Raw genomic sequence first — 26,265 nt, forward strand, 5'->3', positions numbered from 1 at the left:
GAAGCCCGATCTTGCCACACGTCAGCCGTGCGCGCCCTCTCGAAATGGGTTCTCCCGCATGTACGCGAAGACCACCTCGCGGCTTGGAATGCCGGCGACGCCGACCGCCTCGACGCCGAACGAGGCCGTGATGTTCGCGAAGCGCGCGGCCTCCACCGGATCGAGGGTCTCCTGGAAACGAATCATGAAGGCCGTCGCGAAGACGTCGCCGGCGCCCGTGGGATCGACCTCGCGGGCGGCGCGGGGAGGGATCCGCGTCACGAGGGTCGTCCCGTCGTCGCGGCGCCTGTACAGCGTGCTTCCGTCCCGGTATTCGGTGAGGACCACGAGGGGGACGTGCTCGATGATGGGATCCAGGCGGCGGAGGTCGGCGTCGATGTCTTCGAGCGAGAGCACGACCGCGGTGAGCCGCGGGAGGATCTCGCTCGCGCTTTCCCAGGGTTTGCCGTGGACGCGCCCGGCCTCGTCGAAGCGCCGCATCCACCCCTGGGGCGTCGCCACGACCAGCGTTTCCTCGGCGAAGATGTGGGCCACGTCGGGGGTGATCTCGTCGGCGATCGGCCCGAGAAGCGCCGCCCGCGGCCGGCGCAACGAGGGATCGATATCGGCGGCGGTGATCGGCCGCGCCCGCGTGCTGCAATGCTGGATGCGCCCCGCCTCGGTATAGACATTGACGAAGGTGGTCGTCGACTCCGAGGGGAGGACGTGGAGCTCCACCTCGCGCGGCAGCTCGGAGAAATCGAGCTCCGGCGCCGCCGCGGTGACGATCGTCGGCCTCCGACCGAGCTTGACGGACGTGACGGCGGCGAAACTCACGGTGCCCCCGAGGTGGTAGCCGTCGTTCGGATCGGTGCTGAGCAAATCCCGGGCGACGTGACCGATGAGCAGGATGTCCGGCGCGGCCATTTCTTCGACCCCTCCCGCGGAGCATAGCACCCCGAGGCGCATGCCGTGCGTCCTCTGGACGGCCCCCACGAGCTCGCTCGCCGGCGTATGAACCGGTTCTCGCGTGTTTGGTTTCGTGCTAGACGGGCGAGATGGCGGACGAACGTGCGGGGGGTTCGGGGCAGCCGAATGCGGGGAACGCCGTGAAGGTCGCCCTGGATCCGGAAGAAGAATGGAAGCGGGCGATCGCGCGGCGGCGCGAGTATACGATCCGCAACACGAAGGCCATGGCGGCGGGCATCCTCGTGGCCGTCGTGATCAGCGGGGCCCTCATCGGCGGGCTCTTCAGCGTCATGGAAGGCGACTGGGACGGCTCGCGCCCGGGCTCCATGGTGCGGCTCCTCGCGCTGCTGGCGACGCCCGGGGTGCTCGTAGGAATCTGGGTGCGAAACAAGCTCAAGGTCCCGAATTCATGACCTCGAGGCACGGGGCTTCAGAACCGGAGGCAGCGTAGGCCGATCGGCTTGCCATTGCCGATGTAAAGCTCGTTCATCGCGGCGCCCGAGACGGGCAGGGGCACGACGTGGTCCGTCTGCGGCGCGAGGTTCCCGAGCGCGAGCGTGCTGTCGGCGCCACGTACGTAGACGTCGAGCGAATAGTAGAAGTGGGACGGGAACTGGTCCTGGCCCGGCAGCGCGAGCGTCGCCTCGAAGAACGCGAAATCGCTCTCCTGCAACGCGGCGATGTCGGCCTCGGTCGGCAGGTGCCAATCCGCGCCGAGCTTCGCCGCGCAGATGTCGACGTCATTCACGTGCTCTGGGATCCAGTAAGGTTTGGCGCCGAAATCCTCGTAGCCGCAGCGCGCGACCTCGTCGTAATTGGTCATGATCTCGGCCTGCGTGAGGGGCGGCCCGCCGGGGCTCTGCTGCTTGATGGCCGGGTGCGTGGGGGCGCAGAGCGGAACGAGCTCCTCGAAGGTGCGGATGTCGTCGAGGAGCGCATCACGATCGGCGTCGGAGAGCATGGGATAGACGCTCGGGTCCTGAAACATCTGGAACACGGTCGCATCGGGGAAGAGCGGGGCCGAGAGCTCGATGCTCGGCTGCCCCGCGTTCCCGATCGCGATCGCGCCCGCGTATTGAAGGCCGGGGTGGAAAGCATCGTTTTGCTCCCCGGGCTCACTCGGGCTTTCGACGCATCCAGCGACAGCGACCAGCACGAACAGCGATGCAAGCAAATTCTTTCGCATGACGTACCTCCCTGCGGGGCCCCCGCATCACTCGTACAGCGTGACCTTCCCGTCGCGATTGCGCACGCACTTGATCGAGCCATCCTGCGAGCAAACGAAGGCCACCCCGCGCGGGTACGCCGCGCAGAAGCGGGCCGCAGATCGATGCCGCGTGCCGTAGGCCTCGACGCTCCGGGACGTCCCGTCCGGCAGGAAGATCGTTTCGAGCTCGGTCTGCGCCAGCACTTCGACCCCGAAGCCGAGCACCCGATATCGGTCCGTGATGAGCAGCGCGCCGTCCACCGCCGTGAGCCCGGGGAGCCGTTCGAGCAAGCGGCGCGCCTTGTCCTCCGCATACTGGAATTCCATGGCGCCGCGCCCCGGGGAATCCTCGTCGAACTGGAACACCGATTTCCGCAGGAGCGGCCAGACCGAGTCGTCCTGGCACTGGTATTTGATCTTGAGGAGCTGTCGCCAGGAGGAGGACTTGCATTCGCGGTCGGGGATGACGAGGACCGTTCCGCCGTGCCCGAGCTTTCGGATCGTCGAGAGGACGTCGTGCAGGTGCGCCGGATAGTTGACCTGCGGAGACCACGAGCCCCCGCGCCAGTTGACGCCGTCCCACAATGCGTCGGTCGCCTCGGAGAGCGCCTCGACCACGGATTGAAAGACGCCGAGCCGCTCCCCCTCCGCGAAAATATGGCCGTCTTCGAGGGCCACGAGGCTGCGCATATTTCGCCCGACGGAGAGCTTGCCCGGCGCCATCACCGAGACGGTGAGCTGCATGTCCGCGCCATTGCATAACCCCCAGATGAGCGGCTCGTCCCCGCCGGGATCGACGGCGAGCATGACCTTCGCGGCGTCCGCGGCCGGCGCGAGGCGCATGATCTCGTGGGGCGTGAAGCTGCGCGGCGGGTCGATCCGGAGGGGATGATCGATCTCCGATTCTCGCAGATCGGGGCTACAAACGACGGCGCGGAACTGGGTCCCGCGGCGCTCGTCCGCCGTGTAGCTCGCGTGGTATGCGACCTCGAGCAGCAGCGCGAGCTTGTCGTCGCTCGGCAGGGCCGGAGGCTCGCTTTCCTGCCGGGCCCACTCGTACCAGCGCGCCTTCAGCGGCGCGAGCATGTCTCTCGGATATTTGAAGGAGGTCATGAGCGCCCACGCAAGCTCGTCGGGAGATGAAACGGCGCTTCATGGCGATCTGTCAAGCCGAGCGGCCGGGTGAGGGACGCTCGTGCGTCTCACCCTCGCAGCTCGAGCTCGTGAGATTCGTGTGAGGTCTGAAGTCCTCGGGGATCGAGGGGTGGAGGCATCAGGCTCGCGCTACAGCAGGCCGATGCCGAGCACGTTGAGGTGCAGGATGCAGAGGTCGCTCTCGTCGAGCGAGGTCTGGATCGCCGGCTTGCCGTTGCAGGTGAAGATCCCATCCGCGCCGGCGCAAGCCGTGGCGCGATCGTAACGGACCTGCACGCCGCAGGTGTTGAGGGATGTGCCGCAGATGCGGCTGACCCAGGTGAGTGACGTCACGAGCCCGCAGGTGTCGAGCAGGTCGACGCGGGGCCAGGCGTAGTAGATCGGCGTCTGGCTCGGGCCCTCGAGCTTCACCTGCCAGATCGCCTCCTCGATGGTGAACCCTCGCCGCTCCGCGCTCTCCGTCCCGGCGATGCTGGGGCCCGAGAGGAAGATCGGGACGTGCGCGCTGAACGCGTTGAGGTGCGTCACCATGCAGGTGAGCGCGTCCTCCTTCTGTGACGTCGTGAGGCCTGCCGTGAGCCACGCGCCGGTCGTGCGGAGGATCCCGCCGCCCGCGTAGATGCGCCCCGCGCTCGTGAGCTGCGTTCCCGCGGGGAGCGTGCATCGCGCCACGTACTCGAAGACGTCTCGACCGCCCGAGGTATCGAGCAGCCCGGTCGCCTCGATCGCGGGGTTCACGGCCGAGGGATTCATGGGGTTCGCCGCGGCGACGTTCAGGGATGAAAGGAGCGCGGCCACGTTCGCGTGGTAGTCGACGGGGTTCAGCCCGTTCATCCCGCCCGAGCCGTTCGTGGGACCACCCTGCGGGGCGAGCGCCGGACTCTCCCCGAAATCAGCAGGATCTTCCGCCGCGCCGACGCAGCCAGCGAGCGCGCAGGCAACACCAAGAACCGTAAGCAAACGAAACGACACCATGATCTTTCCTCTCTCTCCGCTCGGCGCTGGCGACCCAGGACAGCCTCCCCGTCATCGACCTTGCTGCAGACCCTCCCAGCGCCGGTGGCCTGGTGAACCAGTGCCGAACACAAGGTAGGCTTCTTGCAATTGCAGAACCATGGGACGTTGGTCCCATGGCGGCCCTCCCGAAGACAGGTCATGGTGTCGGCGTGCGTTCTGTGGGTCCTGTTACACTTACTATGAGCCAGCAGCAGGACTCCACGCCTCCGAGCGCGCCGCCGCAGAGCATTCCGCAGGCGCTCCTCACGCGTTTCGGGGACTTCGTGTTTCTCGGCGCCGGCGGGATGGGATCGGTCTACCGGGCCAAGGATCGGCACCTCGGCCGTGACGTCGCAATCAAGTTTTTGCACCAGGCCGACCCGGAGACGAACCGGACGCTTTTGCGCGAGGCGCGGGCGCAGGCGCGGATCGAGCACGAGCACGCGTGCAAGGTGCACGAGGTGGGGATCGACGGGGACCGTCCTTATATCGTGATGCAATACATCGCGGGCGATCCACTCGACGTCGCCGGCGAGCGGATGACCCGCGAGCAAAAGGTGCGGGCCGTGCGGCAGGTGACCATGGCGCTGCACGAGGCGCACCGGCTGGGAATCGTCCACCGCGACGTGAAGCCCGCGAACATCATGGTCGAGCAGGGCGAGGACGGGGCCTACAAGCCTTACATCATGGATTTCGGCATTGCCCGCGAAATCGGGAAGTCGAGCCAGACGACGTCCTCGTTCGCCGGGACGCCGTCGTACATGGCCCCGGAGCAAGCGACGGGCGACGTCGAGACGCTGGATCGGCGGACCGACGTGTATGCGCTGGGCGCGACGCTGTATGACCTTCTCGCGGGCCGCCCTCCCTTCGAGGGAGTACACGCGCTCGCCGTGATACGAAAGCTCCTCAGCGAGGAGCCCACGCCGCTCCGGAAGATACGCCCGGACGTGCCGGAGGATCTCGAGGCGATCGTCATGAAATGCCTCGAAAAGGAGCAGGGCCGCAGGTACGAATCGGCGCTCGCCCTCGGCGAGGATCTGCAGCGGTTTCTCGACGGAATCCCCGTGCTGGCGCGCCGGGCGTCGCTCGGGTACGTCCTGCTCAAGGCCGCGCGGCGGCACAAGCTGCGCGTCGGGGCCGCGGCGGCGTTGCTCGTGGTGATGGCGGTGCTCGGATCGCTCTGGGTCCGCGAGCGGCAAGCCCTCGCCGAGCAAACGGCCCTCGCGCGCGAGCTCGGCGAGAACGTGAAGGAAATGGAGCTCTTCCTCGCGCGCGCCTATGGCTTGCCGCTGCACGACATCGAGCGGGAGCGGGCCATCGTGCGGCGGCAATTGCGGGACATCGAGGCGCGCATGGCGACCCTCGGGCGGGCCGGGGAGGGGCCGGGGCATTACGCGCTCGGTCGAGGGTTCCTCGCGCTCCAGGAGCACGACCAGGCGCTCGCCCATCTCCGCCGCGCCGAGGCCCTCGGGTATGCGCCGCCGGAACTTCGTTACGCCATGGGGCTCGCGCTCGTCGAGCTTTATCGTCGCGCGCTCGAGGAGACGAAGCGAATCCAGGACGAGGGGCGCAAGAAGGCGCGGCTCGCGGCGATCGACGCCGAATACAAGGCGCCGGCGCTCGCGCACCTGCGCGCGGCGCTCGGGGCGAGGCTCTCGTCGCCGGCGTACGTCGAGGGGCTCGTCGCGCTCCACGAAGGGCAAAATGACGTCGCGCTGGCGAAGGCGCGCGAGGCATTCGCGCAATCGCCCTGGCTGCACGAGGCGAAGAAGCTCGAAGGGGACGCGCATTTCGCCGAAGGCAAGCGCTTCGGGCGGGACGCGGCATTCGATGACGAGAAGATGATGCGCTCGTTCGAGCCGGCGGCGGCGGCCTACGCAGAGGCCGCGGCCATCGCGCGGAGCGATCCGGCCGTGCACGAGGCCGAATGCGAGCTCTGGACGCAGATCGTGCTCGCCTCGGAGTCGCGGCCGGAGCTTTTGCGTCCGAGCTTCGAGAAAGCGAAGGGCGCCTGTGAAAAGGCGCTCGCGGCCGACGCCGAGCGCGGCTCGGCGCGCGTCAAGATGGCGTTCGCGCACAATGCGTTCGCCTGGCAAGCGTTGAACGGCCCCGAGCGAGAAAAGGTGCCGGAGCCCATCCTTCGGGCGGCCATCCAGCGAGCGGAGGACGCCGCGAAGGCGGAGGGGCATGATCCGATGGCGCATTACCTGGTCGGTACCGCGTACCGGACGGAGCTCGTGTACCTCATGAATCGAGGCCTCGAAGCGCGGGCCTCGATCGACCGCGCCGTCGCGGCGCACGAGGAGGCCATCCGGATCGACCCGGGCTTCCTCTGGCCGTACAACGAGATCTGCTCGATTTACGTGGAGCGCGCGCGGAGCGAGATCTGGCGAGGCGTCGATCCCACGCGCTCGGTGGAGCGCGCCGTCGAGCGATGCGGCCAGGCGTTCGCGCAGAACCCGAGCTTCACGTACCCGGCTGTCTACAAGGCGCACGCCCATTTACGGAAGGCGCAATACCTCGTGGAAAAAGGGCGCTCGCCGGAGGCGCCCGTGGCGAGCGCGCTCGAGGCCGCGGCCGCCGTCAAGGCGCACAATTCGCTGGAGGCCGCGCACATCTCGGCCTGGGCGCTCTGGCTCGAAGCTTCGCACGCCTGCGACGCGGGCCGGGATCCGAGCCATGCCCTGGAGCAGGCCGAGGCGTCCCTGCGTGAAAAGGAGCGCGTCGCGCCTTCCTCGACGAACGAAGAGCTCCGGGGGCTCGTCGCGATGACGCGGGCGCTCTCCATGTTGCAGCAAGGAAAAGACCCGACGACGGAGATCGAGGCGGCGCGCGGGTTTTTCCGGACGAGCGCGGAGGCGTCGCCGTGGGACGTGGATTTCCGCATCGAGCAGGCGCGCACGGAGAGCATTGCGCTCCGCTGGGCGCTCGCGAAGGGGAGCGCCGAGGCCGCGATGTTCGACGCCGCCTTCGCGCCGCTCTTGCCCGTCCTCGACAAGGAGCGCGCCAATCCGCAGGTCTACGAGGCGCTGGCCGAGATTCACGAGCTGCGCGCGGGTTGGCTGCTCGCGCGGAAGAAAAACGTCGAAAACGATCTGACGATGGGGCTCGTGATGGCCGAGAAGGCGCTCGCCATCCATCCGAACATGGCGACGGCGCTCGCAGCGAAGGGAGCTCTTTCCCTCCTGCGCGCCCGCGCCGCGCGAGACGCAAAGGCAAGGACGCTGGCGGCGCGCGAGGCCAAGGCTTCGCTGGAAGCGGCGCTCCGCGAGAATCCGCTGCTCGCGCGGGAACGGGGGGCGGCGGTGAAGGAGGCGGAGAGAATGCTCGCGCAGGTGGGAGCCGAGTGATGGTCATGAAAACATCGCAATGGATGGTTGGCGCAGCGCTGCTCGGCGCGGCATGGGTCGGGGCATGTGGCGGGGGAACGGCCAAGAGCGGCGCCTTTCCGACCGACGTATCGTCCATCGGCCGCGGGAGAGCGGCCATCCCCCTCGACGTCGTCGAGCTCAGCGCAGCGGACGCGCGGGAGCGCATGGCCAAAGGCACGCTGACCGCGCGGGAGCTCACGCAGGCCTACCTCGATCGAATCGCGCAAATCGACGACGCCGGGCCCCGGCTCGACGCGGTCATCGAGCTCTCCCCGCGCGCGCTTTCGGATGCCGAGGCCCTCGACGCGGAGCGGAGGGCCGGGAAGGTGCGCGGGCCCTTGCACGGCATTCCCGTGCTGATCAAGGACAACATCGACGTCGCCGGGATGGTGAATTCGGCCGGGTCGCTGGCGCTCGCGGAGCATCGGCCGAAAGAGGACGCCTTCCTCGTCGCCCGCCTTCGCGCGGCCGGCGCCGTCATTCTCGGAAAAACGAACCTCAGCGAGTGGGCGAATTTCCGGTCGACCCGCGCGACCTCCGGCTGGAGCTCGCGCGGGGGCCAGACGAAAAACCCGTACGTGCTCGACCGCAATCCCTGCGGCTCGAGCTCCGGCGCAGGCGCGGCCATTGCCGCGAGCCTCGGCGCGATCGGCGTTGGCACCGAGACCGACGGCAGCATCCTCTGCCCTTCGGCCGTCCATGGCCTCGTCGGGCTCAAGCCCACGGTGGGATTGGTCAGCCGCCGCGGGATCATTCCGATCTCGATCTCGCAGGACACCGCAGGGCCGATGGCCCGGACCGTGACCGACGCGGCGCTCCTGCTCACCGTCCTCGCGGCCGTCGATCCGTCCGATCCGGCCGCGCCGAAGGAGAGCGGGCCTCCGACCGATTACACGACGTTCCTGAAGCCGGGCGCGCTCCGGGGCAAGCGCCTCGGCGTGCTTCGTCAGGCCATGGGAGACCACCCCGACGTGGACAGGGCGGCGGAGGCGTCGATTGCGACCCTGCGAGCTCTGGGCGCGGAGGTGGTCGATGTCGAAATGGCCACGTACCACCGCTGGAACAAGCCCGAGTTCACGGTCATGTTGTACGAATTCAAGGACGGGCTGAATGCGTATCTACGCCGGAGCGGCGCGCCGCACGCGTCACTGGAGGCCTTGATTGCGTGGAACAAGGCCCACGCCGAGGCGGTGATGCCGTTTTTCGGCCAGGAGCTCTTCGAGAAGGCGGCGGCGCTCGGGCCGCTCACCGATGCGGAGTATCTCGAAGCGCGCGAGGCGGCGAGGCGCCTCGCCGGGAAAGAGGGCCTGCTCGCGGTCCTCGACGGCGGCAAGCTCGACGCCATCGTCGCGCCGAGCATGGCCCCGGCATGGCTCACCGATCACGTCCTCGGGGATCATTTCGTGAGCGAGAGTTATGGGGCAGCGGCCGTCGCCGGCACGCCGAGCATCACGGTGCCGATGGGCGACAGCCACGGCCTGCCCCTCGGCTTCGCATTCATGGGACGCGCATATTCCGAGGGAGAGCTCCTCGGAATGGCATTCGCATTCGAGCAGGCCACGAAGGCGCGGCGAGCGCCGACGTTCGAGCCGACGCTGCGGCGCTGAATGCAAGCCCCGACTTTCGATGTGGTCGCGCCGCATGGTTGTATTGTTGCCCGGTGCTGTGTGTCACCGTGCATGACCGTTCGCAGAAGATTCCGACAACCTAGGACAAGTGTACGAAATGATCCACTCTGCCGAACCCGTCTGCGGAAGAACCACGTGCGTGGCCTCGTGAAAACGCGCGTCCGAGGACCATGGCCATACTTCAGCGCGTAAACCATTGAGATCATGAACGTTTTGCGCTTGCTGCTTCGAGTGCGAAAAAAACGTCACGGACGGTCACATTTCAATTTACTTGCATGAACCTACTGGTCTAGATCCGCCTTCGTCCGGAAGATCCCGAACGGTTTGTATGGATGAACCTGAGGGGCCTCGTCGCACGTTTTCGTGTGGATGTGCCGAGGTGCGTCCGAGATACACACCGTCACGACATACGGGTCGTCGTCGTTCGCGTCGTGTCGACGACGCGCGAGAGAAGTCAGCGAACATGCAACCTTTCACGCTGCCCGACTTCTACATGCCGTATCCGGCGCGCATCAACCCCCACCTCGAAGGGGCGCGCGTGCATACCAAGGCCTGGTCCTACGAGATGGGCATCCTGGAGGAAAATCCCCAAGGCAAGCCCATCTGGACCGAGCAGGATTTGGACGCGCACGACTACGCGTTGCTCTGCGCGTACACCCACCCCGATGCACCCCCGTCCGAGCTCGATCTCATCACGGATTGGTATGTGTGGGTGTTCTTCTTCGACGACCATTTCCTCGAAATCTACAAGCGCACCAAGGACATGTCCGGCGCGAAGGCGTACCTCGATCGCCTGCCGCTCTTCATGCCCGTCGTGCCGACGGGCACGCCGCCCGAGCCGACGAACGTGGTCGAGCGCGCGCTCGCGGATTTGTGGGCGCGCACGGTCCCGCTCACCTCGGTCAACTGGCGCGAGCGTTTCCTCGAAGCCACGAAGAACCTGCTCCTCGAGTGCATGTGGGAGCTCGCCAATATCCAGGAGAACCGCGTCGCGAACCCGGTCGAATACGTCGAGATGCGCCGCAAGGTCGGCGGCGCGCCCTGGTCCGCGGGCCTCGTCGAGATCGCGGTCGGCGCCGAGGTCCCGGCCGCCGTCGCCGCGACGCGCCCCCTCGAGGTCCTGCGCGACACGTTCTCGGACGGCGTTCACCTGCGAAATGATCTGTTCTCGTACCAGCGCGAGGTCGAGGAGGAGGGCGAGAATGCCAACTGCGTGCTCGTCCTCGAGAAGTTCCTCGGCGTCCCCACGCAAAAAGCGGCCGATCTGACGAACGAGATCCTGACGTCGCGGCTCCATCAATTCGAGAACACGGCGCTCGTCGAGGTGCCGGCGCTCTGCGCGGAGTACGGGCTTTCGCCGGCGCAAGCCCTCGACGTCGCGAAATACGTGAAGGGGCTCCAGGACTGGCAATCCGGCGGCCACGAATGGCACATGCGGTCGAGCCGCTACATGAACGAACACGCGGACAAGTCCGCGGGCGTCCCCGATTTCCTCGGGGGACCGAAGGGGCTCGGCACCTCGGCGCTCCGGATCCGGCTCACGCCCGGCGCGCTCGGTTTGCAGCGGATCAAGACCCTCACCCACACGCCCTTCCGGCACGTGGGCAGGATGCCACTCCCGAAGATCCACATGCCGTTCAAGCTCCGCTTGAGCCCGCATCTGCCCGCGTCGCGCCGGAACACCGTCGAGTGGGCCCGTAAATTCGGAATGCTCGACGTCGTGCCGGGCGTCTTCGGCTCCGGGCTCTGGAACGAGCGCAAGCTCAGCGGCTTCGATTTCCCCCTCTGCGCCGCGGGCATTCACCCGGACGCGTCCCCGCACGAGCTCGACCTCAGCTCGGGCTGGCTGACCTGGGGCACGTACGGCGACGATTATTTCCCGCTCGTCTTCGGCGCGACGCGGGACTTTGCGGGCGCGAAGCGATTCGCGGCCCGGCTCTCGATGTTCATGCCCCTCGACTGCGCTGGGGCCCCGGTGCCCGAGAACCCGCTGGAGAGCAGCCTGCTCGACCTCTGGATTCGCACCGCGACGCCCATGTCGATGAAGGCGCGGCAGACGCTCCGCAGCAGCATCGAGACCATGACGCAGAGCTGGCTCTGGGAGCTCTTGAACCAGACCCAGAACCGGATCCCGGATCCGGTCGATTACGTCGAGATGCGTCGCAAGACGTTCGGCGCCGATCTCACGATGGGCCTCTCCAAGCTCACGCTCTGCGACGCCGTCCCGGCCGAGGTCTTCCGCACGCGGGCGATGCGGAGCCTCGACAACACCACGGCCGACGTCGGCGGGTGGATCAACGATCTCTATTCGTACCGCAAGGAGATCGAGTTCGAGGGCGAGCTCAATAACTTCGTGCTCGTCGTCGAGCGGTTCCTCGAATGCGACGCGAAGCAGGCCAAAGAGATCGTCAATGACATGATCACGGCGCGCATCGTGGAGTTCGAGCGCATCGCCGCGACCGAGCTGCCCCGCATCCTCGACGAATACAAACTCGACAAGGCGGCCCGCGAGGCCGTGCTCGGATACGTCGAGAAGCAGCGATTGTACATGGCCGGGGTCCTCAACTGGCACGTCGGTACGAGCCGGTACGTGGACACGGAGCTCGAGCGCTCGCCCATCGAGCGGGCGATCGAGGGCGCGCGTGGGTTTGGCGCCTCTGCGGCGCATATCAGCAGGTTCTTCGGCGCGGGAAAGCCCGGCGCCGCGGCTCCTGCTGCGAAGGCGGATCTTTCGATGGGTACGGCGCGTTCCGTGCCGGTGAAGCTCGGGCGGTCCTAACCGGCCGGGAAAGAGGGACTCATGTCTATCTCAGGGAAGTTGGGTTCGATCGATCAGCAGCAGACCAGCCTCGCAACGGCGGCCGCGAGGCAACTCGCGACGACGACGAAGTCCGTCCCGCAGATGCAGGGCATCTCGTCGCGGTGGCTGCTCAAGCTTTTGCCGTGGGTGCACGTCAATGGCGTGTACCGCGTGAACCGCCGCTTGAGTTACGCCGTCGGCGACGGCCGCGTGACGTTCACGAACACCGGCGCCAAGATCCAGGTCATCCCGCAGGAGCTCTGCGAGCTGCCCCTCCTCCGCGGCTATGAGGACGTCGAGGTCCTCGGCGCGCTGGCGAACCGCTTCGTGCAGCGCGACTACAAGCCCGGCGACGTCATCACCGAGCGGGGCAAGGAGGCCGATCACATCTGCCTCATCGCGCACGGCAAGATCAACAAGATCGGCACCGGCAAGTACGGCGACGAGACGGTCCTCGCGGTCCTCGCGGACGGCGACCATTACAGCTACCAGGCGCTGCTCGAGACGCAGGATTACTGGACGTTCACGGCCAAGGCGGTCACGGCCTGCACGGTGCTGACGCTCCAGCAGAACGTCTTCGAGGAGCTGGTCGCGCAGTATCCGTCGCTGAAGAAGCACCTCGAGAACTTCAAGGCGCTCTCCGCGAAGAAGCAGGACAACACGGGTGAGGCCGCGATCGAGATTGCCGCGGGTCACTCCGGCGAGCCCGTCCTCCCCGGGACGTTCGTCGATTACGAGACCTCGCCCCGCGAGTACGAGCTCAGCGTGGCGCAGACCGTGCTCCAGATCCACTCGCGCGTCGCGGATCTCTTCAATGAGCCGATGAACCAGACCGAGCAGCAGCTCCGCCTGACCATCGAGGCCTTGAAGGAGACCCAGGAGCACGAGCTCATCAACAACCGCGAGTTCGGCCTCCTGCACAATGCCGACCTCAAGCAGCGCATTCACACGCGCAGCGGCCCCCCGACGCCGGACGACATGGACGAGCTCCTGGCCACGGTCTGGAGGGAGCCGTCGTTCTTCCTGGCGCACCCGCGCGCCATTGCCGCGTTCGGCCAGGAGTGCAGCCGCCTCGGCATCTATCCGCAGAGCGTCGAGATCAATGGCAACCACGTCCCGGCGTGGCGCGGCGTGCCGATCTTCCCCTGCAACAAGATCCCGGTCTCCGATACGCGGACGACCTCCATCCTGCTGATGCGCGCCGGCGAGAAGAACCAGGGCGTCATCGGCCTGCACCACGCCGGCATTCCCGACGAGGTCGAGCCGAGCCTCAACGTGCGTTTCATGGGGATCAACGAGAAGGCCGTCATCTCGTACCTCGTCAGCCTCTACTACTCGGCGGCCGTCCTGGTCCCCGACGCGCTCGGTGTTCTGGAGAGCGTCGAGATCGGGCGCGCCCACGAATGATCCGTGCGTGGTAGGCGCTCCGCGTGTGTCCCTCGGAGACCCGGGGGACCCGCGGAGCGCTCGCTGCTCTCCGAAGCGCGCAGAAGGAAAGGTACGTCATGGCAAACGTCGAAAAACCTGGGATCGGGAACGAGGGGGATCGTTCGAGCCTCGGGACGCTGGGGGCGCGGAAGCTCGCGACGACGACCAAGTCGCACCCCCAGATGCAGGGGATCACGCCCCGTTGGCTCCTCAGGGTTTTGCCCTGGGTCGAGGTCAAGGGCGGCACGTATCGCGTGAACCGTCGCCTGAGTTATGCCGTCGGTGACGGGCGGCTGAGCTTCGGCAACATCGGAGCGAAGGTGCAGGTGATCCCGCAGGAGCTCTGCGAATTGCCGCTCCTCCACGGCTTTTCGGACGACGCCGTGCTCGAGACCCTGGCGAGTCGGTTCGTCCAGCGGGAATACAAGCCCGGCGCGCTCATCGCCGAGCGCGGAAAGCCGGCAGAGTCCATCTTCCTGATCGCGCACGGACGAGCCCAGAAGCTCGGCCCGGGCAAGTACGGTGACGACAAGATCCTCGACACGCTCGCGGACGGGGACCATTTCGGGGATCAGTCCGTCGTCACGTCGGACGATTTCTGGACCTATTCGGTCAAGGCCGTCACGCCGTGCATCGTGCTCGAGCTCCCGCAGCGCGTCTTCGAGGAGCTGATCACCCGAACGCCGGCGCTCCACGCGCACGTCGAGTCGCTCAAGGAGCGGCTGAAGAAGCCGCAGGACAAACTCGGGCAGGCGGCGATCGCGCTCTCCGCCGGTCACAAGGGTGAGCCCACGCTGCCGGGGACGTTCGTCGATTACGAGACCGCGCCGCGCGAATACGAGCTCAGCGTCGCGCAGACGGTGCTCCGGCTCCACACGCGCGTCTCGGACCTCTTCAACGATCCGATGAACCAGCTCGAGGAGCAGCTCAACCTGACGGTCCAGGCCCTCCGCGAGCGGCAGGAATACGAGCTCATCAACAACCGCGATTTCGGCCTCCTGCACAACGCCGATCTCAAGCAGCGCCTCCATACCCGGAGCGGCCCCCCGACGCCCGACGACATGGACGAGATCCTGTGCCGGCGCCGCAAGTCGCAGTTTTTCCTGGCGCACCCGCGTGCGATCGCCGCCTTCCACCGGGAATGCAATCGCCGCGGCGTCTACCCGACGAGCGTCGAGATCTCCGGCTCGAAGGTCTCCGCATGGCGCGGCGTCCCGATCCTGCCTTGCGACAAGATCCCGATCAACGAGGACGACACGAGCTCGATCCTGGTCATGCGCACGGGGCAGGAGCATCAGGGCGTCATCGGTCTTCACCGGACCGGCCTCCCCGAAGAAATCGAGCCCGGCGTCTCGGCCCGCAAGATGGACACGGACGAGAAGGCCATCAGCTCGTACCTCGTGAGCACCTATTTCTCCGCCGCGGTCCTCGTCCCCGACGCCCTCGGCATCTTGGAGAACGTCCAGATCGGTAGATAATCGCGGCGGGCCCCGATGATCCTGCAACTCGATCTCCTGCTCCACAACCTCGTCGCCCTGTGCATCACGATCGTGATGCTCTTGCTCCTGTCGGAGCTGGTGATCAGGACGATTCATCGGGGCTACGCCTTCATCTTGCGCTCGCCGACGCTGGAGCACGTCACGGCCGACGAGCGCAAGGCATTCCGTCGTCGCGTCCGTCGTCGCGCGCTCGTCTGGGTCGCGCTCGTCGGGGCCGGGCTCCTGGCCGCTGCGTTTTTTGCCACGTATCGAGGGATCTGGGCCCTCGACGTGGCGAAGAGCGCACTCCGCGGGCTCGCCGGGGACGATCCCGCGCTCGTCAAGACACGATTGCTCACGACGTTCGGCATTGCCGTCGGCGCGCTCTTCGTCGACGCCCTCGCACGGGGGCTTGCCGACGTGCTGGGCCAGGCGGTCGCGCGTTCGGAGTGGCTCGAAAAACGGCGCGAACCGCTTGCCGAGGTCACGATACGCCTGCGCAAAGCGCTGCGCGTGGTCGTCTTCGGCGCCGCCGCGGTCTTCATCGCCGACAAGCTCGCGCTCGCGCCGGGGACCCAGCGCTCCGTCGTGCTCGCCACCTATACGCTCGGGGCCTTCTACATCAGCCGTCTCGCGACGGGCATCGGATACCTCCTCCTCGACGTCATCTTCGACAACTCGACGAGGCTCGCCCGCCTCGAGAGCCCGCTCAGGTACCTCGGCAACCTGTCGCACCTGCTCGGCATCACGAAGCGGGTCGTCGATTATTGCGTGTACCTGACGGCGGCCACGTGGGTCGCGGACGCGCTCACCCCCGATACGTGGCTCTCCCAGGCTGGGCGCGTCGGGCTCCGGATCATCGCGATCTTTTATGCGAGCCGGGTCCTCGTCGAGCTTGCCGTATTGCTCATCAACGACCTCTTCCTGGGGAAGGTGGCCGAGGCAAACCCCCAGACGCTCCAGCAACGAAAGACCCTGGTCCCCGTGGCCATGGGTTTCGTGCGGTATGCGATCTATTTCTCGGCGCTCGTGATGGGCCTGCGTGAGGCCTCCATCGACCCCACGCCGCTGCTCGCCGGCGCCGGCGTCATCGGCGTCGCCATCGGCTTCGGCGCGCAGACGTTCGTCGGCGACATCGTGGCCGGCTTCTTCATTCTTTTCGAAAACCTCCTCCTCGTCGGGGATCTCGTGGAGATCGGCGGCATCCAGGGGCGCGTGGAGGAGATCGGCGTTCGTATCACGAAGATCCGAGACGACCTCGGCGTCCTTCACTCGATTCCCAATGGCGAGGTCCGCAAGGTCGCCAACCATTCGCGCTCCTTCGTGAACGCGGTGGTCGACGTGCACGTGCCTTACGAGGAGGATATCCCGCGGGTGCGTGATCTCCTCGCGAGCATCGCCGAAAAGGAGGTCGAGGCGCGGCTGGGCGCGCCTGGGCGCGTGGAGGTCGGCGTGGAGGAGCTGAACGAGGGATCGATCGTCCTGCGTATCAGCGCGCGCGTGCCGCCCGGCGAGAACAAGGACATGAACGACGCGCTGCGCGGGCGTATCGTGGAAGAGCTCCGCAAAGCCCAGGTCGGCGCGCCGCGCCCGCGTCGCGCCGTCCTCATCGAGAGCACGCTCAACGTCAAGAACCCGCCCAAGCGAGAGATCGAGGAGTCCGTGCCCATCACGCCGTTCTCGCCGGCGTCGGACGACTGATCACCTACCGCATCACGGCCTTGCGTCGAGGAGTATTCGGGCGTACTAACGCTTCTGAATCCATCCATCGGCGAGGGCCCACCGGTGCACGAAGAGATCGACCCGCAGTACGAGCAGAAGCGCCGCGACCTCAGCCGCAAGGGCAAGTACGCGCTTTTCATCGGGGGAGGGGTGGCGTTTCTCGGCGGGGTCACGTTCGCGAGCTTCGCGCTCATGGCCCTGTTCGGGCACTCCTTGTTCCACGTGAGAGCCGAGGCTCAAGGGTTCATGACGCTCGGCTTCGCGGCCTTTCTGTACTTCCTCGGCATCGTGATGATGGTCGCAGGAGGGCTCGTCGCCCTCGGCGGCATCATCGTGCTCCTGTTCGCGAACACGGGATGGATGATGAAATTCCAGGCCGCGGGCACGGTCCCTGTCGCACGCGCCGTGGTGCGGCAAGTGAACGCGATGCAGGAGGAGATGAAGCAGGACCCCGAGCGTCGTGGGCCCTGACCGTCCCGGCGCGGTATTCCTCGTCTTCGCGGCTTCCGTACACGGCGCGCATCAGGCGCTCATGGCCGCGTATACCCCACCGGTTTGTCACTCACGGCTGCCCCGCCGTGCAGCATCGTCTGGTAGGCATCCCCGAACATCTTGTAGGGGAACGGCGGCGGATGCGCGCTCGCGTGATCGAGCGCCCGCCGCAGCTCGGCCGGAATCTCGAAATCGAGCGCGGCGAGGTTGTCCTCGAGCTGCGCGAGCTTGGTCGCGCCCAGGATCACCGATCCGATGCCCGGCTGCGTCGCCGTCCAGTTCAGCGCCACCTGCGCCATGCTGCGGCCGAGCTCCTTCGCCGCTGTTTCCACGGCCGCCACGACGCCCCAGTTGTGCTCCGTGAACAGCCCGAGCTGGCTGCCGGCGTCGTTCTTCGTGAGCCGCCCTTCGCCCTCGCCGCGGCCCTGGCTCGGCCGGTATTTGCCCGAGAGCAGGCCACCGCCGAGCGGGCTCCACGCGGTGATGCCCATTCCGAGCGTCTGCGCGAGCGGCGCGAATTCGTGCTCGATGTGACGCTCCACGAGCGAGTACTGGAGCTGCAAGTTGACGAGCGGCGTGAGCGCGTGCGCCTCGGCGAACGTCTGCGCGCGCGCGGCATACCAGGCGGGCACGTCGGACAGGCCGGCATATCGGATCTTGCCGGCGCGCACGAGGTCGTCGAACGCGCGCACCACCTCCTCGGCGGGCGTGAGCCGGTCCCACGTGTGCAGGAGGTAAAGATCGATGTAATCGGTCCCGAGCCGCCGGAGCGAAGCCTCGACCGCGCGCATCATGTTCTTGCGCCCGTTGCCGCCGGCGTTCGGGTTCCCGGGGTCGAGGCCGTAGGTGTACTTGGTGGTCAAAACGACGCGATCGCGCGCGCCGCGCTCGGCGATGAACTTGCCGAGCATGGTCTCGCTGGTCCCTCGTGTGTAGAGGTCCGCGGTGTCGAGGAAATTGCCGCCCGCGTCGAGATACCGGTCGAACACGGCCCGGGCGGCTTCTTCGGACGAACCCCACGCGCCCCAGGCGCCGTCGGTGCCGAACGTCATGGTCCCGAGCGCCAGGCGGCTGACACGAAGACCCGAGCGGCCCAGCAGATAGTATCGATCGAGAGACATCGCGGACTCCTTGGTTGTTGATGGATCAGTCCAGAATGAAGCAAGCGAACGCGAGTGCTCCTCGCACCCGCGCACGAACTAGCGAGATTTCAGGGAGGTGAGCGCGACGGCGGCGATGTCGCGGAGGGCCTCGGGCGTGGCTCCCGCCTTCGCCATGACCCGCAGGCCTTGCACCGTGGCGAGCAGGAAACGCGCGGTTTTCCGCTCGTCGACGCTCCGATCGACTTCGCCTTTGCGCTTGGCTTCCCGCACGATCCGCTCGAACGCGGTCTCGCAGAGGATCGTCCCGGACTTCGCCAGCGACGCGACCTCCGGATCCTTCTGCGCGAGCTCCACGATGGAGCTCACGTACATGCAGCCCCGCGCCCGTTCGGCGGGCGTCTCGGCGGCGACGCCCAGCAAGACCTGCTCGATCGCCTGAAGGGGTGATTCCTCGGCTTGAAGGCGCTCGATGAGCTGCGCGCCGCTCTCCGCCTGATACCGCTGCAGCGCCTCGAGGTAGAGGCGACGTTTGTCGCCGAAGGTGTCGTACATGCTCTGGCGCCCGATGCCCATCGCGCGCAAGAGATCCTCCGTCGAGGTCGCCTCGTACCCCTTCTCCCAGAAGACGGCCATGGCCCGCTTCACCACCTCGTCGCGGTCGAACTCCTTCGGGCGCGCCATGCTCGCACGGAAGCTTCTAGCCGTTCTGGACTGGTCTGTCAAGCACCGGGAGGCGACCCGGGCTCACGCCTTCACGCGCTTCGCCTCGGGATCGTAGAGCGGCTTGAGCGAGGCGACGGCCGGGTAGATCTTGCCGGCGATGTCGACCTCCCACGTGGCGTTTTCGAGGTACTTCGTGTCGATGGGCTCGCCGGCCTCCACCATGACGAGGCCGACGGCGCCGCCGACAGAGTGTCCGTACGAAGCCGCGCGCACGTAGCCGATGGGCTTTCCATTACGACGCACGATCTCCGCGTGGAACATCAAGGGCTCCGGATCCTTCACGAGCACCTGCACGATCCGGCGCGTGAGCGGGCCCGCGGCTTTTTTCGCGAGCACCGCTTCCCGCCCGAGGAAGTTTGGCTTCTTCAGATCGACCGCGAAGCCGAGCCCCGCCTCCAGCACCGAATCGGTGTTGTCGATGTCGTGCCCGTAATCGCGGTAGCCCTTCTCCATGCGCAGGCTCGCCAGCGCCTTGAGCCCGGCGTGCTTCAGGTCCACGCGTTTGCCCGCCTCGACGAGGCGATCGTAGACGTGCGTGGCCTGCTCCGTGGGGATGTAGAGCTCGTAGCCGAGCTCGCCCAGGTACGTGATGCGCACGCAGAGCGCGCGGGCGAACCCGATGTCGATCTCCCGCGCGGCGCGGAACGGGAACGCCTCGTTCGACATGTCCTCGGAGGTCACCATTTGCATGAGCTCGCGCGAACGCGGGCCCTGGATGTTGATCTGCGCATACCCCGAGGTCACGTCCGTCACGAACGCGTGCATGTCCGGCAACGTATGCCGACGCATCCACGCGAGCGCGTGGCGGTGCGCCGTGTCCGAGGCGACGACCCAGTACCGCTCGTCGTCGAGCTTCGTGACCGTGAGATCCGCCTCGATCGTGCCGCCCGCGTTCAACCATTGCGTGTACGTGATCACGCCCGGCGCGCCGTCGACGCTGTTCGCGGAGATGTAATCGAGCAGCTTGCCCGCGTCCCGGCCCTGCACCAGGAATTTCGCCATGAACGACATGTCCATGAGGATCACGCCCTCGCGGCAGGCGCGGTGCTCGGCTTCCCAGTACGGGAACCAGTTTTGCCGGCCCCAGGAGAGGCGCTCGACTTTCGGCGCGACGCCGGCCGGCGCATACCAGTCCGCGCCTTCCCAGCCGCTCACGTCCTTGAAATAGGCGCCCTGGGCCGCGAGCCTTTCGTGAATGGCCGAGGTCTTCGCGCCGCGCGCCGTCTGCATCGAGCGCGTCGGATAATGGCATTGATAGACCATCCCGAGCGACTCGACCGTGCGCGTGCGGCGGTATTCGGGGTTCGCCTGGTACGTGTGCAGCCGGTCGATGTTCATCCCCGTGACGTCCACGTCGGGCCGGCCATTGATGATCCAGTGCGCGAGCACGCGCCCGAGGCCGCCGCCCGTGAGGATGCCGATCGAGTTCATGCCCGCCGCGACGAAGTAATTCTTGATCTCCGGCGCCTCGCCGACGACGGGCGCGAGGTCCGGCGTGAAGCTCTCGGGCCCGCAGAAGAACTTGCGGACGCCCACCTCGAGCGTGACCGGCACGCGCCGCATCGCTTTCTCGACATAGGGGCCCATCCGGTCCCAGTCCGGGGTGATCTCGCCGAAGGAAAAGTCATTCGGCACGCCCTCGATCTTCCACGGCGCGCAGACGGGCTCGAAGAGGCCCACCATCATGCCGCCGACCTCTTCGCGGTAATACCCATACGAGCCCGGATCCTCGAGCACCGGCATCGATTTCGGCAGGTCGGGGATCTTGGCCGTGATGAGGTAATAATGCTCGGCCGATTGCAGCGGGATGTTGACGCCCGATTTCGCGCCGAGCTGCCGCGCCCACATCCCGGCGCAGTTCACCACGTACTCGGCCTCGATGTCGCCGAACGGCGTCTGCACCCCGGCGACGGCGCCGCGCTTCGTGATCACGCCGGTGCAGGGCACGTTTTCGAGGATCGTCGCGCCTTGCAGCTTGGCGCCCTTCGCGAGCGCCATCGTGACGTCGACCGGGTTCGCCTGGCCGTCTTCCTTCACGTAGAAACCGGCCAGGATATCGTCGGTCCGCGCGAGCGGGAAGAGCTCCTTCACCTGCGAGGGCGAGATCTCGTGCACGTCGACGCCGCAGTGGCGGTTGAACGCCGAGACGCGCCGGTACTCCTCGAGCCGGTCCGGATCCGCCGCGACCTCGATGAATCCGACCGGCTTGAACCCGGTGTCGAGGCCCGTCTCCGCTTCGAGGCGGGTGTAGAGATCACGCGTGTACTTGCGCATCTCGGTCGACGTCTCCGACGTCGAGCCGAACGTCACGATGAGCCCGGCGGCATGCCAGGTCGTGCCGGAGGTGAGCCGGTCCCGTTCGAGCAGGACCACGTCCTTCCAGCCCATGTGAGCCAGATGGTAGGCGACGGAGCAGCCAATGACCCCGCCACCGATGACGACGACACGCGCGCGTTTCGGCAGAACCGGTACGGACATGGCCGTGCTCATGCCTGAAACCGCCGCCCGCGTCCAAGCCCATCGATACCGAACGTGACGATTCTTACCCGAAGGTGGGGCAAAACGTGGGTCTGCCAACGTTTCTGCGCCGAAGTCGGCCGGCGGATGCCGAGCGGTCGGGGAGCCGCGGCCGCGATAACGCGTGACGAGCAAGCACGAGGACGCGCGGCGGCTCGACGCGCGTGGCGGCCATTGCGGGATACCCCTCGGGGCCGTCTCATGCGCAGCCGTTACGTCGTTCAGGTGGGCACGTCTCCGACGCGTCAATCCGTTGACGAAGTTGCGGCCCCTTCGTAGGGTAATTTGATTCCGCTCCGAGCTCCGTGGACGCGAGGGGGAGGGCAGCGTGTATCTTCCGATGGAAAACGAGTGCGCAACGCTCCGCGCGCGTGTCGCCGAGCTGGAGGCACGCCTCGCGGCTCGATCGCCCGTCGTGACGAATGGCCACCATCGCGAGACGATCCCCGCCGATCATGAGGCGGAGACGCGGCTGCTCCGGGCGGCGGTGCATAACCTGGCCGACGCTGTCGTGATCTGCAACCGCGAGGGGCGTACCATCCACTTCAACGCGGCCGCCACGGCGATCTTCGGCGAGCTGTCGAGAGAGACCACGTCGGAGGAGCTGTCGACACGATACGGCCTCTTTCATCCGGACGGCGTGACCCGCATCGCGGCGGACGATCTGCCGTCCCATCGCGCCCTTCGGGGCGAGACCGTCGACGGCATCGAGCTCGTCGTGCGAAGGGAGGGCCTGCGGGCCTGCGTGTACGTCGAATGCTCCGCGCGTTGCATTCGCGACGCCGACGGCTCCATCTGCGGCGCGGTGGTCGTATGCCGCGACCTCGGCGAGCGCAGGCGGTACGAGGCCGAGCGCGAGCGGCGTCTTCGCGCCGAAGAAGAGCGGCTCGCCGCTGAGAAGGAGCGGCTCCGCATGGCGCGGATCCTGAGGAGCCTGCTCGACCACCTCGACATCATCGTCTGGGCGACCGACGAAAAAGGCGTCTTCACGTTCCACGACGGCCGCGGCGCCGAGTCGGCAGGCCTTTCGCGGGGCTGGCTCCTCGGCAAGAATGCCCGCGACGTCTACGCCGACAACTCCATCATTCACGACGCTCTCGCGGGCATCCCCGGGCACGACCGCAACGAGGTCCACGGGGTCGCCTGGGAGCATTGGGCCATTCCGATGAACGACGACGGCGTGAACTCGGGCGTCATCGGCCTGAGCCTGAACATCACCGAGGCCCATCACGCCAAGCAGGAGCTCGAGGCGAAGCTCGCCCTCATTCAGCGGCAGCAGGAGGTCATCTTCAACCTGGAGACCCCGATCATCCAGGTCTGGGACCGTGTCCTCACGCTCCCGATGGTGGGCGTCGTCGACAGCCAGCGCGCGGCGCGCGTCACGAACAACGTCCTCGCCGAGGTCTCGCGCACGCAGGCTCGCTTCGCGATCCTCGATTTGACGGGCGTCGACGTGGTCGATACGGCGACGGCCGGCCACGTCCTCAATATCATCGCCGCCATTCGCCTCCTCGGGGCGGAAGGGATCATCACGGGGATTCGCCCGAACGTCGCGCAGACCATGATCTCCCTCGGCCTCGACCTGTCACGCGTGCGCACGTTCGCGACGTTGCGCGACGGCCTCTCCTTGGCGATTCGAAACCTCGGCGGGACAGCCGGCTCCACGTACGGGGCCGGAGCGCGGCCGGCCCGCTTTTCCCGCCCCGGCTGAATCGCACCACGCTCGAACCACCGTCCCCACGAGTATCCACCAATCAGGCAAATCCCGACTTGCGGGCGGCGTACGTGCATTCGTGCGCACGTCTCCGACGGCGTCAATCCGTTGACACCGCCACGGGTTCACCGATAGCGTGATCGACAATTGGTCTCGCGCCCTCATTCGTGTGGGGCCCAGGGGGAGGACAGCGTGTCGATTATTGCCTTTGAACAGGAGTGCGCGGAGTTACGCGCGCGGGTCGCCGAGCTCGAAGCACGTCTCGCCGAGCAGGCGCCCGCCATGACGAATGGGAATGGACACCTGACGAACGGACACCACCACGAGGAAAACCCGTCCGACCAGGACGGCGAGACACGGCTCCTCCGCGCGGCGATTCACAACCTGGCCGACGGCGTGGTGGTCTGCGACCGTGAAGGCCGCCTACTTCATTTCAACGCGGCCGCGACGGCGATCTTCGGGGAGCGGAGCGAGGCGACCCCCACGGAGTGGTCGACGCGATATGGCCTTTACCATCCGGACGGCGTGACGCCCATCCCGACGCACGAAATGCCGCTCGTGCGGGCCTTGCAGGGCAGGAACGCCGACGCGATCGAGCTCTTCGTGCGGAGTGAGCAACTGCCGGGAGGCAGGTTCGTCGAATGCTCGGCGCGCGCAATCCACGACGCCCGCGGGGAGCTCTGCGGCGCCGTCGCCGTCTGCCGCGACCTCGGGGAGCGAAGGCGTTACGAGGCCGAGCGCGAGCAAAGGCTCCGCGCCGAGGAGGAGCGGCTCGCCGCCGAAAAGGAGAGGCTTCGTCTGGCGCGGATCCTCCAGAGCCTCCTCGAACACCTCGACATCGTCGTATGGGTGACCGACAAGAAAGGTGACTTCACGTTCCACGACGGCCACGGCTGCGTGGCCGCCGGATTCGAACGGGGCTCGCTCCTCGGAAAAAACGTCTTCGAGATATCCCCGGGCGATCGCCTCGTGCAGCGCGCCCTTCTGGGCAACACTGGGTACGATCGATCGCAGATGAACGGTGCCCACTGGGACAACTGGGTCATTCCGTTCGGCGAGGATGGCAAGGAGGCGTCGGGCGTCCTCGGCATGAGCCTGAACGTCACCGAGGCGCATCAAGCCAAAGTGGAGCTCGAAGCGAAGCTCGCCCTCATTCAGCGGCAGCAGGACGTCATCTTCAATCTGGAGACCCCGATCATCCAGGTCTGGGATCACGTCCTCACGCTCCCGATGGTGGGCGTCGTCGACAGCCGGCGGGCCGCGCGGGTCACGGACGACCTCCTCGCCGAGGTCGCGCGCACGCAGGCGCGCTTCGCGATCCTCGATTTGACGGGCGTCGACGTCGTCGATACGGCCACGGCCGGCCATATGCTGAACATCATCACCGCGGTGCGTCTTCTCGGAGCGGAAGGAATCATCACCGGGATTCGCCCGAACGTCGCGCAGACCATGGTTTCTCTCGGCCTCGACCTGTCGCGCGTGCGTACGCTGGCCACCTTGCGAGACGGCCTGTCCTTCGCGATTCGAAGGCTCACCGAAGACGGCGGCGCGCGCCGAGCCGCCGCGCTGTCCCGCCCGACGCGCAGCGCCGAGCCCGAGTGACGTGAACCATCGAAGCCTTCTTGGCTAGCTTACGCGAGAGTGATGTGGTACGCGAGGCCATGGACTCCTCGCTCCAGAATGACCCCGACATCGCGGCGCTCGAGCAAGCGGCCGCGGCTCAGCGCAGGAAGAAGCTCCTCATCATCGGCGGCGTGCTCCTGATCATCCCGCTCTACTGGGCCATGGGTTTTTCGAGCGTGCGCGCCTCTCTCGCGGAGGAGGGCTACACCGACCTCAAGGTCTCGCCGTCGGGTCCGTTCGACTGGACGTTCGAGGGGAAAAAGGGCGCCTCGACCTGCAGCGGCCACGTCACCCGCCTGCCGTTCTCCACCTCGAAAACCACCTTCTGTTATTCGATCGACGCCTCGGGGCGCGCGAGCGGGTCGCTCGGCACGAGCCATTGACGCGGGGTGCGAGTCGATGATCGTCGCGACGTCCCGTTCGTCCCGCGAACCTTTGCATATCGTCGAGCTCCCCTCGCGATCGCTCCGCCCTGACGAGCTGCGCGTCCGCGTCCGGTCCATCGGCGTCAACCCAGTCGACTGGAAAATGCGCGAGGGGGGCCCGCTCGGCATGGCCCAGCGAATCATCGGTCCGTCCGGGCCGCTCGTCGTCGGCATCGATTTCGCCGGCGAGGTCGTCGAGGTCGGCAGCGCCGTCGAGAGGCCGAAGCTCGGCGATCGCGTCGTCGGTGGCACCGATTTCTCCCGCAACCAGCGCGGCAGTTATGCCGACGAGGTCATCGTCCGCGCCGACCAATGCGCCGAGCTGCCGGCGTCGGTCTCGTTCGACGACGCCGCGTGCCTCCCGGTCGCCGGCGTGACGGCGTGGCGCTGGCTGAAGGAGGCCGATATCCCCTCGAAGTCGGGCGCTCGCGTGCTCGTGCTCGGCGGCTCGGGTGGCGTCGGGCTTTTCGCTTTGCAGCTCGCCCGCTCGTATGGAGCGACCGTGGCCGCGGTGTGCTCGGCGCGGAACGTGCCGCTCGTCACGCGGCTCGGCGCCACGGCCATCGATTACAACGCGGGCGACCCGCTCGAAGCCGCCGCGAGCCTCGGCCCCTTCGATCTCGTGCTCAATGCCATGGGCTCGGCGGTGTACCCGTCGTCCGCGTGCCGGAAGCTCTTGAGCGCGACGGGCTTGCTCGGGCTCGTGGTCGTTCGGCCCGCGGATTACCCTTCGCTCTTGCTCTCGGGCCGAACGAAGACGCTCCTCGGCAAACCCACGCGCGCCGCCCTCGAACCACTCGTCGCGGCGCTCGCGAAGGGCGACATCGAGGCCATCATCGAGGCGAAATTCCCGCTCGCGCAGGCCGAGGAGGCGCATACCCGGTCACGCGCCGGCAAGGTCGTCGGCAAGCTCCTGCTCGTCCCCTGAGCCGATT

The 26,265-nt window shown here is 67.0% G+C and carries 19 protein-coding genes; 12 read left to right on the forward strand and 7 right to left on the reverse strand.

What is annotated here, in order from left to right:
• Window positions 1-21: 21 nt before the first annotated feature.
• Window positions 22-906: a PfkB family carbohydrate kinase gene (locus QHF84_RS11660; protein WP_281313319.1), complete on the reverse strand. Its 885-nt coding sequence runs from the start codon at window positions 904-906 to the stop codon at window positions 22-24.
• A gap of 131 nt (window positions 907-1,037) precedes the next feature.
• Here QHF84_RS11660 and QHF84_RS11665 point away from each other — a divergent pair, with 131 nt between their 5' ends.
• Window positions 1,038-1,361 (forward strand): hypothetical protein, encoded by a 324-nt coding sequence (locus tag QHF84_RS11665; RefSeq protein ID WP_281313320.1) that lies wholly within the window; start codon window positions 1,038-1,040, stop codon window positions 1,359-1,361.
• Window positions 1,362-1,378: 17 nt separating this feature from the next.
• On the opposite strand, the gene QHF84_RS11670 is transcribed toward QHF84_RS11665, so the two are convergent.
• From QHF84_RS11670 to QHF84_RS11680, 3 genes are all read right to left on the reverse strand, one after another.
• Window positions 1,379-2,134, reverse strand: a complete 756-nt coding sequence (locus tag QHF84_RS11670; RefSeq protein WP_281313321.1) for a hypothetical protein — start codon at window positions 2,132-2,134, stop codon at window positions 1,379-1,381.
• Between the two features lie 27 nt (window positions 2,135-2,161).
• Entirely contained in the window at window positions 2,162-3,268 is a 1,107-nt protein-coding gene (locus QHF84_RS11675; RefSeq protein ID WP_281313322.1) for a putative sensor domain DACNV-containing protein, read from the reverse strand.
• Between the two features lie 171 nt (window positions 3,269-3,439).
• On the reverse strand, window positions 3,440-4,285 hold the full coding sequence (locus QHF84_RS11680) for a hypothetical protein (protein WP_281313323.1): 846 nt from the start codon (window positions 4,283-4,285) through the stop codon (window positions 3,440-3,442).
• A 221-nt stretch (window positions 4,286-4,506) separates the two neighbouring features.
• Here QHF84_RS11680 and QHF84_RS11685 point away from each other — a divergent pair, with 221 nt between their 5' ends.
• The 7 genes from QHF84_RS11685 (at window position 4,507) to QHF84_RS11715 (ending at window position 17,204) form a co-directional block, all read left to right on the forward strand.
• Window positions 4,507-7,656 carry a serine/threonine-protein kinase gene (locus QHF84_RS11685; RefSeq protein WP_281313324.1) on the forward strand — a complete coding sequence of 1,050 codons (3,150 nt, stop codon included), beginning with the start codon at window positions 4,507-4,509 and terminating at the stop codon, window positions 7,654-7,656.
• A 5-nt stretch (window positions 7,657-7,661) separates the two neighbouring features.
• Window positions 7,662-9,284 (forward strand): amidase, encoded by a 1,623-nt coding sequence (locus QHF84_RS11690; protein ID WP_281313325.1) that lies wholly within the window; start codon window positions 7,662-7,664, stop codon window positions 9,282-9,284.
• A gap of 484 nt (window positions 9,285-9,768) precedes the next feature.
• A complete protein-coding gene (locus tag QHF84_RS11695) occupies window positions 9,769-12,084 on the forward strand; it encodes a family 2 encapsulin nanocompartment cargo protein terpene cyclase (protein WP_281313326.1) in 2,316 nt (771 codons plus the stop codon).
• Window positions 12,085-12,105: 21 nt separating this feature from the next.
• Entirely contained in the window at window positions 12,106-13,512 is a 1,407-nt protein-coding gene (locus tag QHF84_RS11700; protein ID WP_281313327.1) for a family 2B encapsulin nanocompartment shell protein, read from the forward strand.
• Between the two features lie 98 nt (window positions 13,513-13,610).
• A complete protein-coding gene (locus QHF84_RS11705; protein WP_281313328.1) occupies window positions 13,611-15,011 on the forward strand; it encodes a family 2B encapsulin nanocompartment shell protein in 1,401 nt (466 codons plus the stop codon).
• Between the two features lie 15 nt (window positions 15,012-15,026).
• Window positions 15,027-16,712: a mechanosensitive ion channel family protein gene (locus QHF84_RS11710; RefSeq protein WP_281313329.1), complete on the forward strand. Its 1,686-nt coding sequence runs from the start codon at window positions 15,027-15,029 to the stop codon at window positions 16,710-16,712.
• Window positions 16,713-16,796: 84 nt separating this feature from the next.
• On the forward strand, window positions 16,797-17,204 hold the full coding sequence (locus QHF84_RS11715; protein ID WP_281313330.1) for a hypothetical protein: 408 nt from the start codon (window positions 16,797-16,799) through the stop codon (window positions 17,202-17,204).
• Window positions 17,205-17,263: 59 nt separating this feature from the next.
• Here QHF84_RS11715 and QHF84_RS11720 read toward each other — a convergent pair whose 3' ends face one another.
• The 3 genes from QHF84_RS11720 to QHF84_RS11730 form a co-directional block, all read right to left on the reverse strand.
• Window positions 17,264-18,346 carry an aldo/keto reductase gene (locus QHF84_RS11720; RefSeq protein WP_281313331.1) on the reverse strand — a complete coding sequence of 361 codons (1,083 nt, stop codon included), beginning with the start codon at window positions 18,344-18,346 and terminating at the stop codon, window positions 17,264-17,266.
• Between the two features lie 78 nt (window positions 18,347-18,424).
• The gene (locus QHF84_RS11725) at window positions 18,425-19,009 is read right to left on the reverse strand and encodes a TetR/AcrR family transcriptional regulator (protein WP_281313332.1); all 585 of its coding nucleotides are present in this window, start codon (window positions 19,007-19,009) and stop codon (window positions 18,425-18,427) included.
• A 63-nt stretch (window positions 19,010-19,072) separates the two neighbouring features.
• Window positions 19,073-21,529: an FAD-dependent oxidoreductase gene (locus QHF84_RS11730; protein WP_281313333.1), complete on the reverse strand. Its 2,457-nt coding sequence runs from the start codon at window positions 21,527-21,529 to the stop codon at window positions 19,073-19,075.
• Between the two features lie 379 nt (window positions 21,530-21,908).
• Here QHF84_RS11730 and QHF84_RS11735 point away from each other — a divergent pair, with 379 nt between their 5' ends.
• The 4 genes from QHF84_RS11735 to QHF84_RS11750 all read left to right on the forward strand — a co-directional run bounded on the left by QHF84_RS11735 (window position 21,909) and on the right by QHF84_RS11750 (window position 26,258).
• Entirely contained in the window at window positions 21,909-23,279 is a 1,371-nt protein-coding gene (locus QHF84_RS11735) for a PAS domain S-box protein (protein WP_281313334.1), read from the forward strand.
• 195 nt (window positions 23,280-23,474) lie between these two features.
• On the forward strand, window positions 23,475-24,884 hold the full coding sequence (locus QHF84_RS11740; RefSeq protein WP_281313335.1) for a PAS domain-containing protein: 1,410 nt from the start codon (window positions 23,475-23,477) through the stop codon (window positions 24,882-24,884).
• Between the two features lie 59 nt (window positions 24,885-24,943).
• Window positions 24,944-25,288: a hypothetical protein gene (locus QHF84_RS11745; protein ID WP_281313336.1), complete on the forward strand. Its 345-nt coding sequence runs from the start codon at window positions 24,944-24,946 to the stop codon at window positions 25,286-25,288.
• A 16-nt stretch (window positions 25,289-25,304) separates the two neighbouring features.
• Window positions 25,305-26,258: an NAD(P)-dependent alcohol dehydrogenase gene (locus QHF84_RS11750; RefSeq protein WP_281313337.1), complete on the forward strand. Its 954-nt coding sequence runs from the start codon at window positions 25,305-25,307 to the stop codon at window positions 26,256-26,258.
• Window positions 26,259-26,265 lie beyond the last annotated feature (7 nt).

It is taken from the genome of Polyangium sp. y55x31 (genome assembly GCF_029946505.1).
Lineage (GTDB): Bacteria > Myxococcota_A > Polyangia > Polyangiales > Polyangiaceae > Polyangium.

Bases quoted from the DNA above. Each gene is read 5' to 3' on its own strand.
- QHF84_RS11660 (WP_281313319.1), bottom strand. From the start codon at position 906: ATGGCCGCGCCGGACATCCTGCTCATCGGTCACGTCGCCCGGGATTTG.
- QHF84_RS11665 (WP_281313320.1), top strand. From the start codon at position 1,038: ATGGCGGACGAACGTGCGGGGGGTTCGGGGCAGCCGAATGCGGGGAAC.
- QHF84_RS11670 (WP_281313321.1), bottom strand. From the start codon at position 2,134: ATGCGAAAGAATTTGCTTGCATCGCTGTTCGTGCTGGTCGCTGTCGCT.
- QHF84_RS11675 (WP_281313322.1), bottom strand. From the start codon at position 3,268: ATGACCTCCTTCAAATATCCGAGAGACATGCTCGCGCCGCTGAAGGCG.
- QHF84_RS11680 (WP_281313323.1), bottom strand. From the start codon at position 4,285: ATGGTGTCGTTTCGTTTGCTTACGGTTCTTGGTGTTGCCTGCGCGCTC.
- QHF84_RS11685 (WP_281313324.1), top strand. From the start codon at position 4,507: ATGAGCCAGCAGCAGGACTCCACGCCTCCGAGCGCGCCGCCGCAGAGC.
- QHF84_RS11690 (WP_281313325.1), top strand. From the start codon at position 7,662: ATGAAAACATCGCAATGGATGGTTGGCGCAGCGCTGCTCGGCGCGGCA.
- QHF84_RS11695 (WP_281313326.1), top strand. From the start codon at position 9,769: ATGCAACCTTTCACGCTGCCCGACTTCTACATGCCGTATCCGGCGCGC.
- QHF84_RS11700 (WP_281313327.1), top strand. From the start codon at position 12,106: ATGTCTATCTCAGGGAAGTTGGGTTCGATCGATCAGCAGCAGACCAGC.
- QHF84_RS11705 (WP_281313328.1), top strand. From the start codon at position 13,611: ATGGCAAACGTCGAAAAACCTGGGATCGGGAACGAGGGGGATCGTTCG.
- QHF84_RS11710 (WP_281313329.1), top strand. From the start codon at position 15,027: ATGATCCTGCAACTCGATCTCCTGCTCCACAACCTCGTCGCCCTGTGC.
- QHF84_RS11720 (WP_281313331.1), bottom strand. From the start codon at position 18,346: ATGTCTCTCGATCGATACTATCTGCTGGGCCGCTCGGGTCTTCGTGTC.
- QHF84_RS11725 (WP_281313332.1), bottom strand. From the start codon at position 19,009: ATGGCGCGCCCGAAGGAGTTCGACCGCGACGAGGTGGTGAAGCGGGCC.
- QHF84_RS11730 (WP_281313333.1), bottom strand. From the start codon at position 21,529: ATGTCCGTACCGGTTCTGCCGAAACGCGCGCGTGTCGTCGTCATCGGT.
- QHF84_RS11735 (WP_281313334.1), top strand. From the start codon at position 21,909: ATGGAAAACGAGTGCGCAACGCTCCGCGCGCGTGTCGCCGAGCTGGAG.
- QHF84_RS11745 (WP_281313336.1), top strand. From the start codon at position 24,944: ATGGACTCCTCGCTCCAGAATGACCCCGACATCGCGGCGCTCGAGCAA.
- QHF84_RS11750 (WP_281313337.1), top strand. From the start codon at position 25,305: ATGATCGTCGCGACGTCCCGTTCGTCCCGCGAACCTTTGCATATCGTC.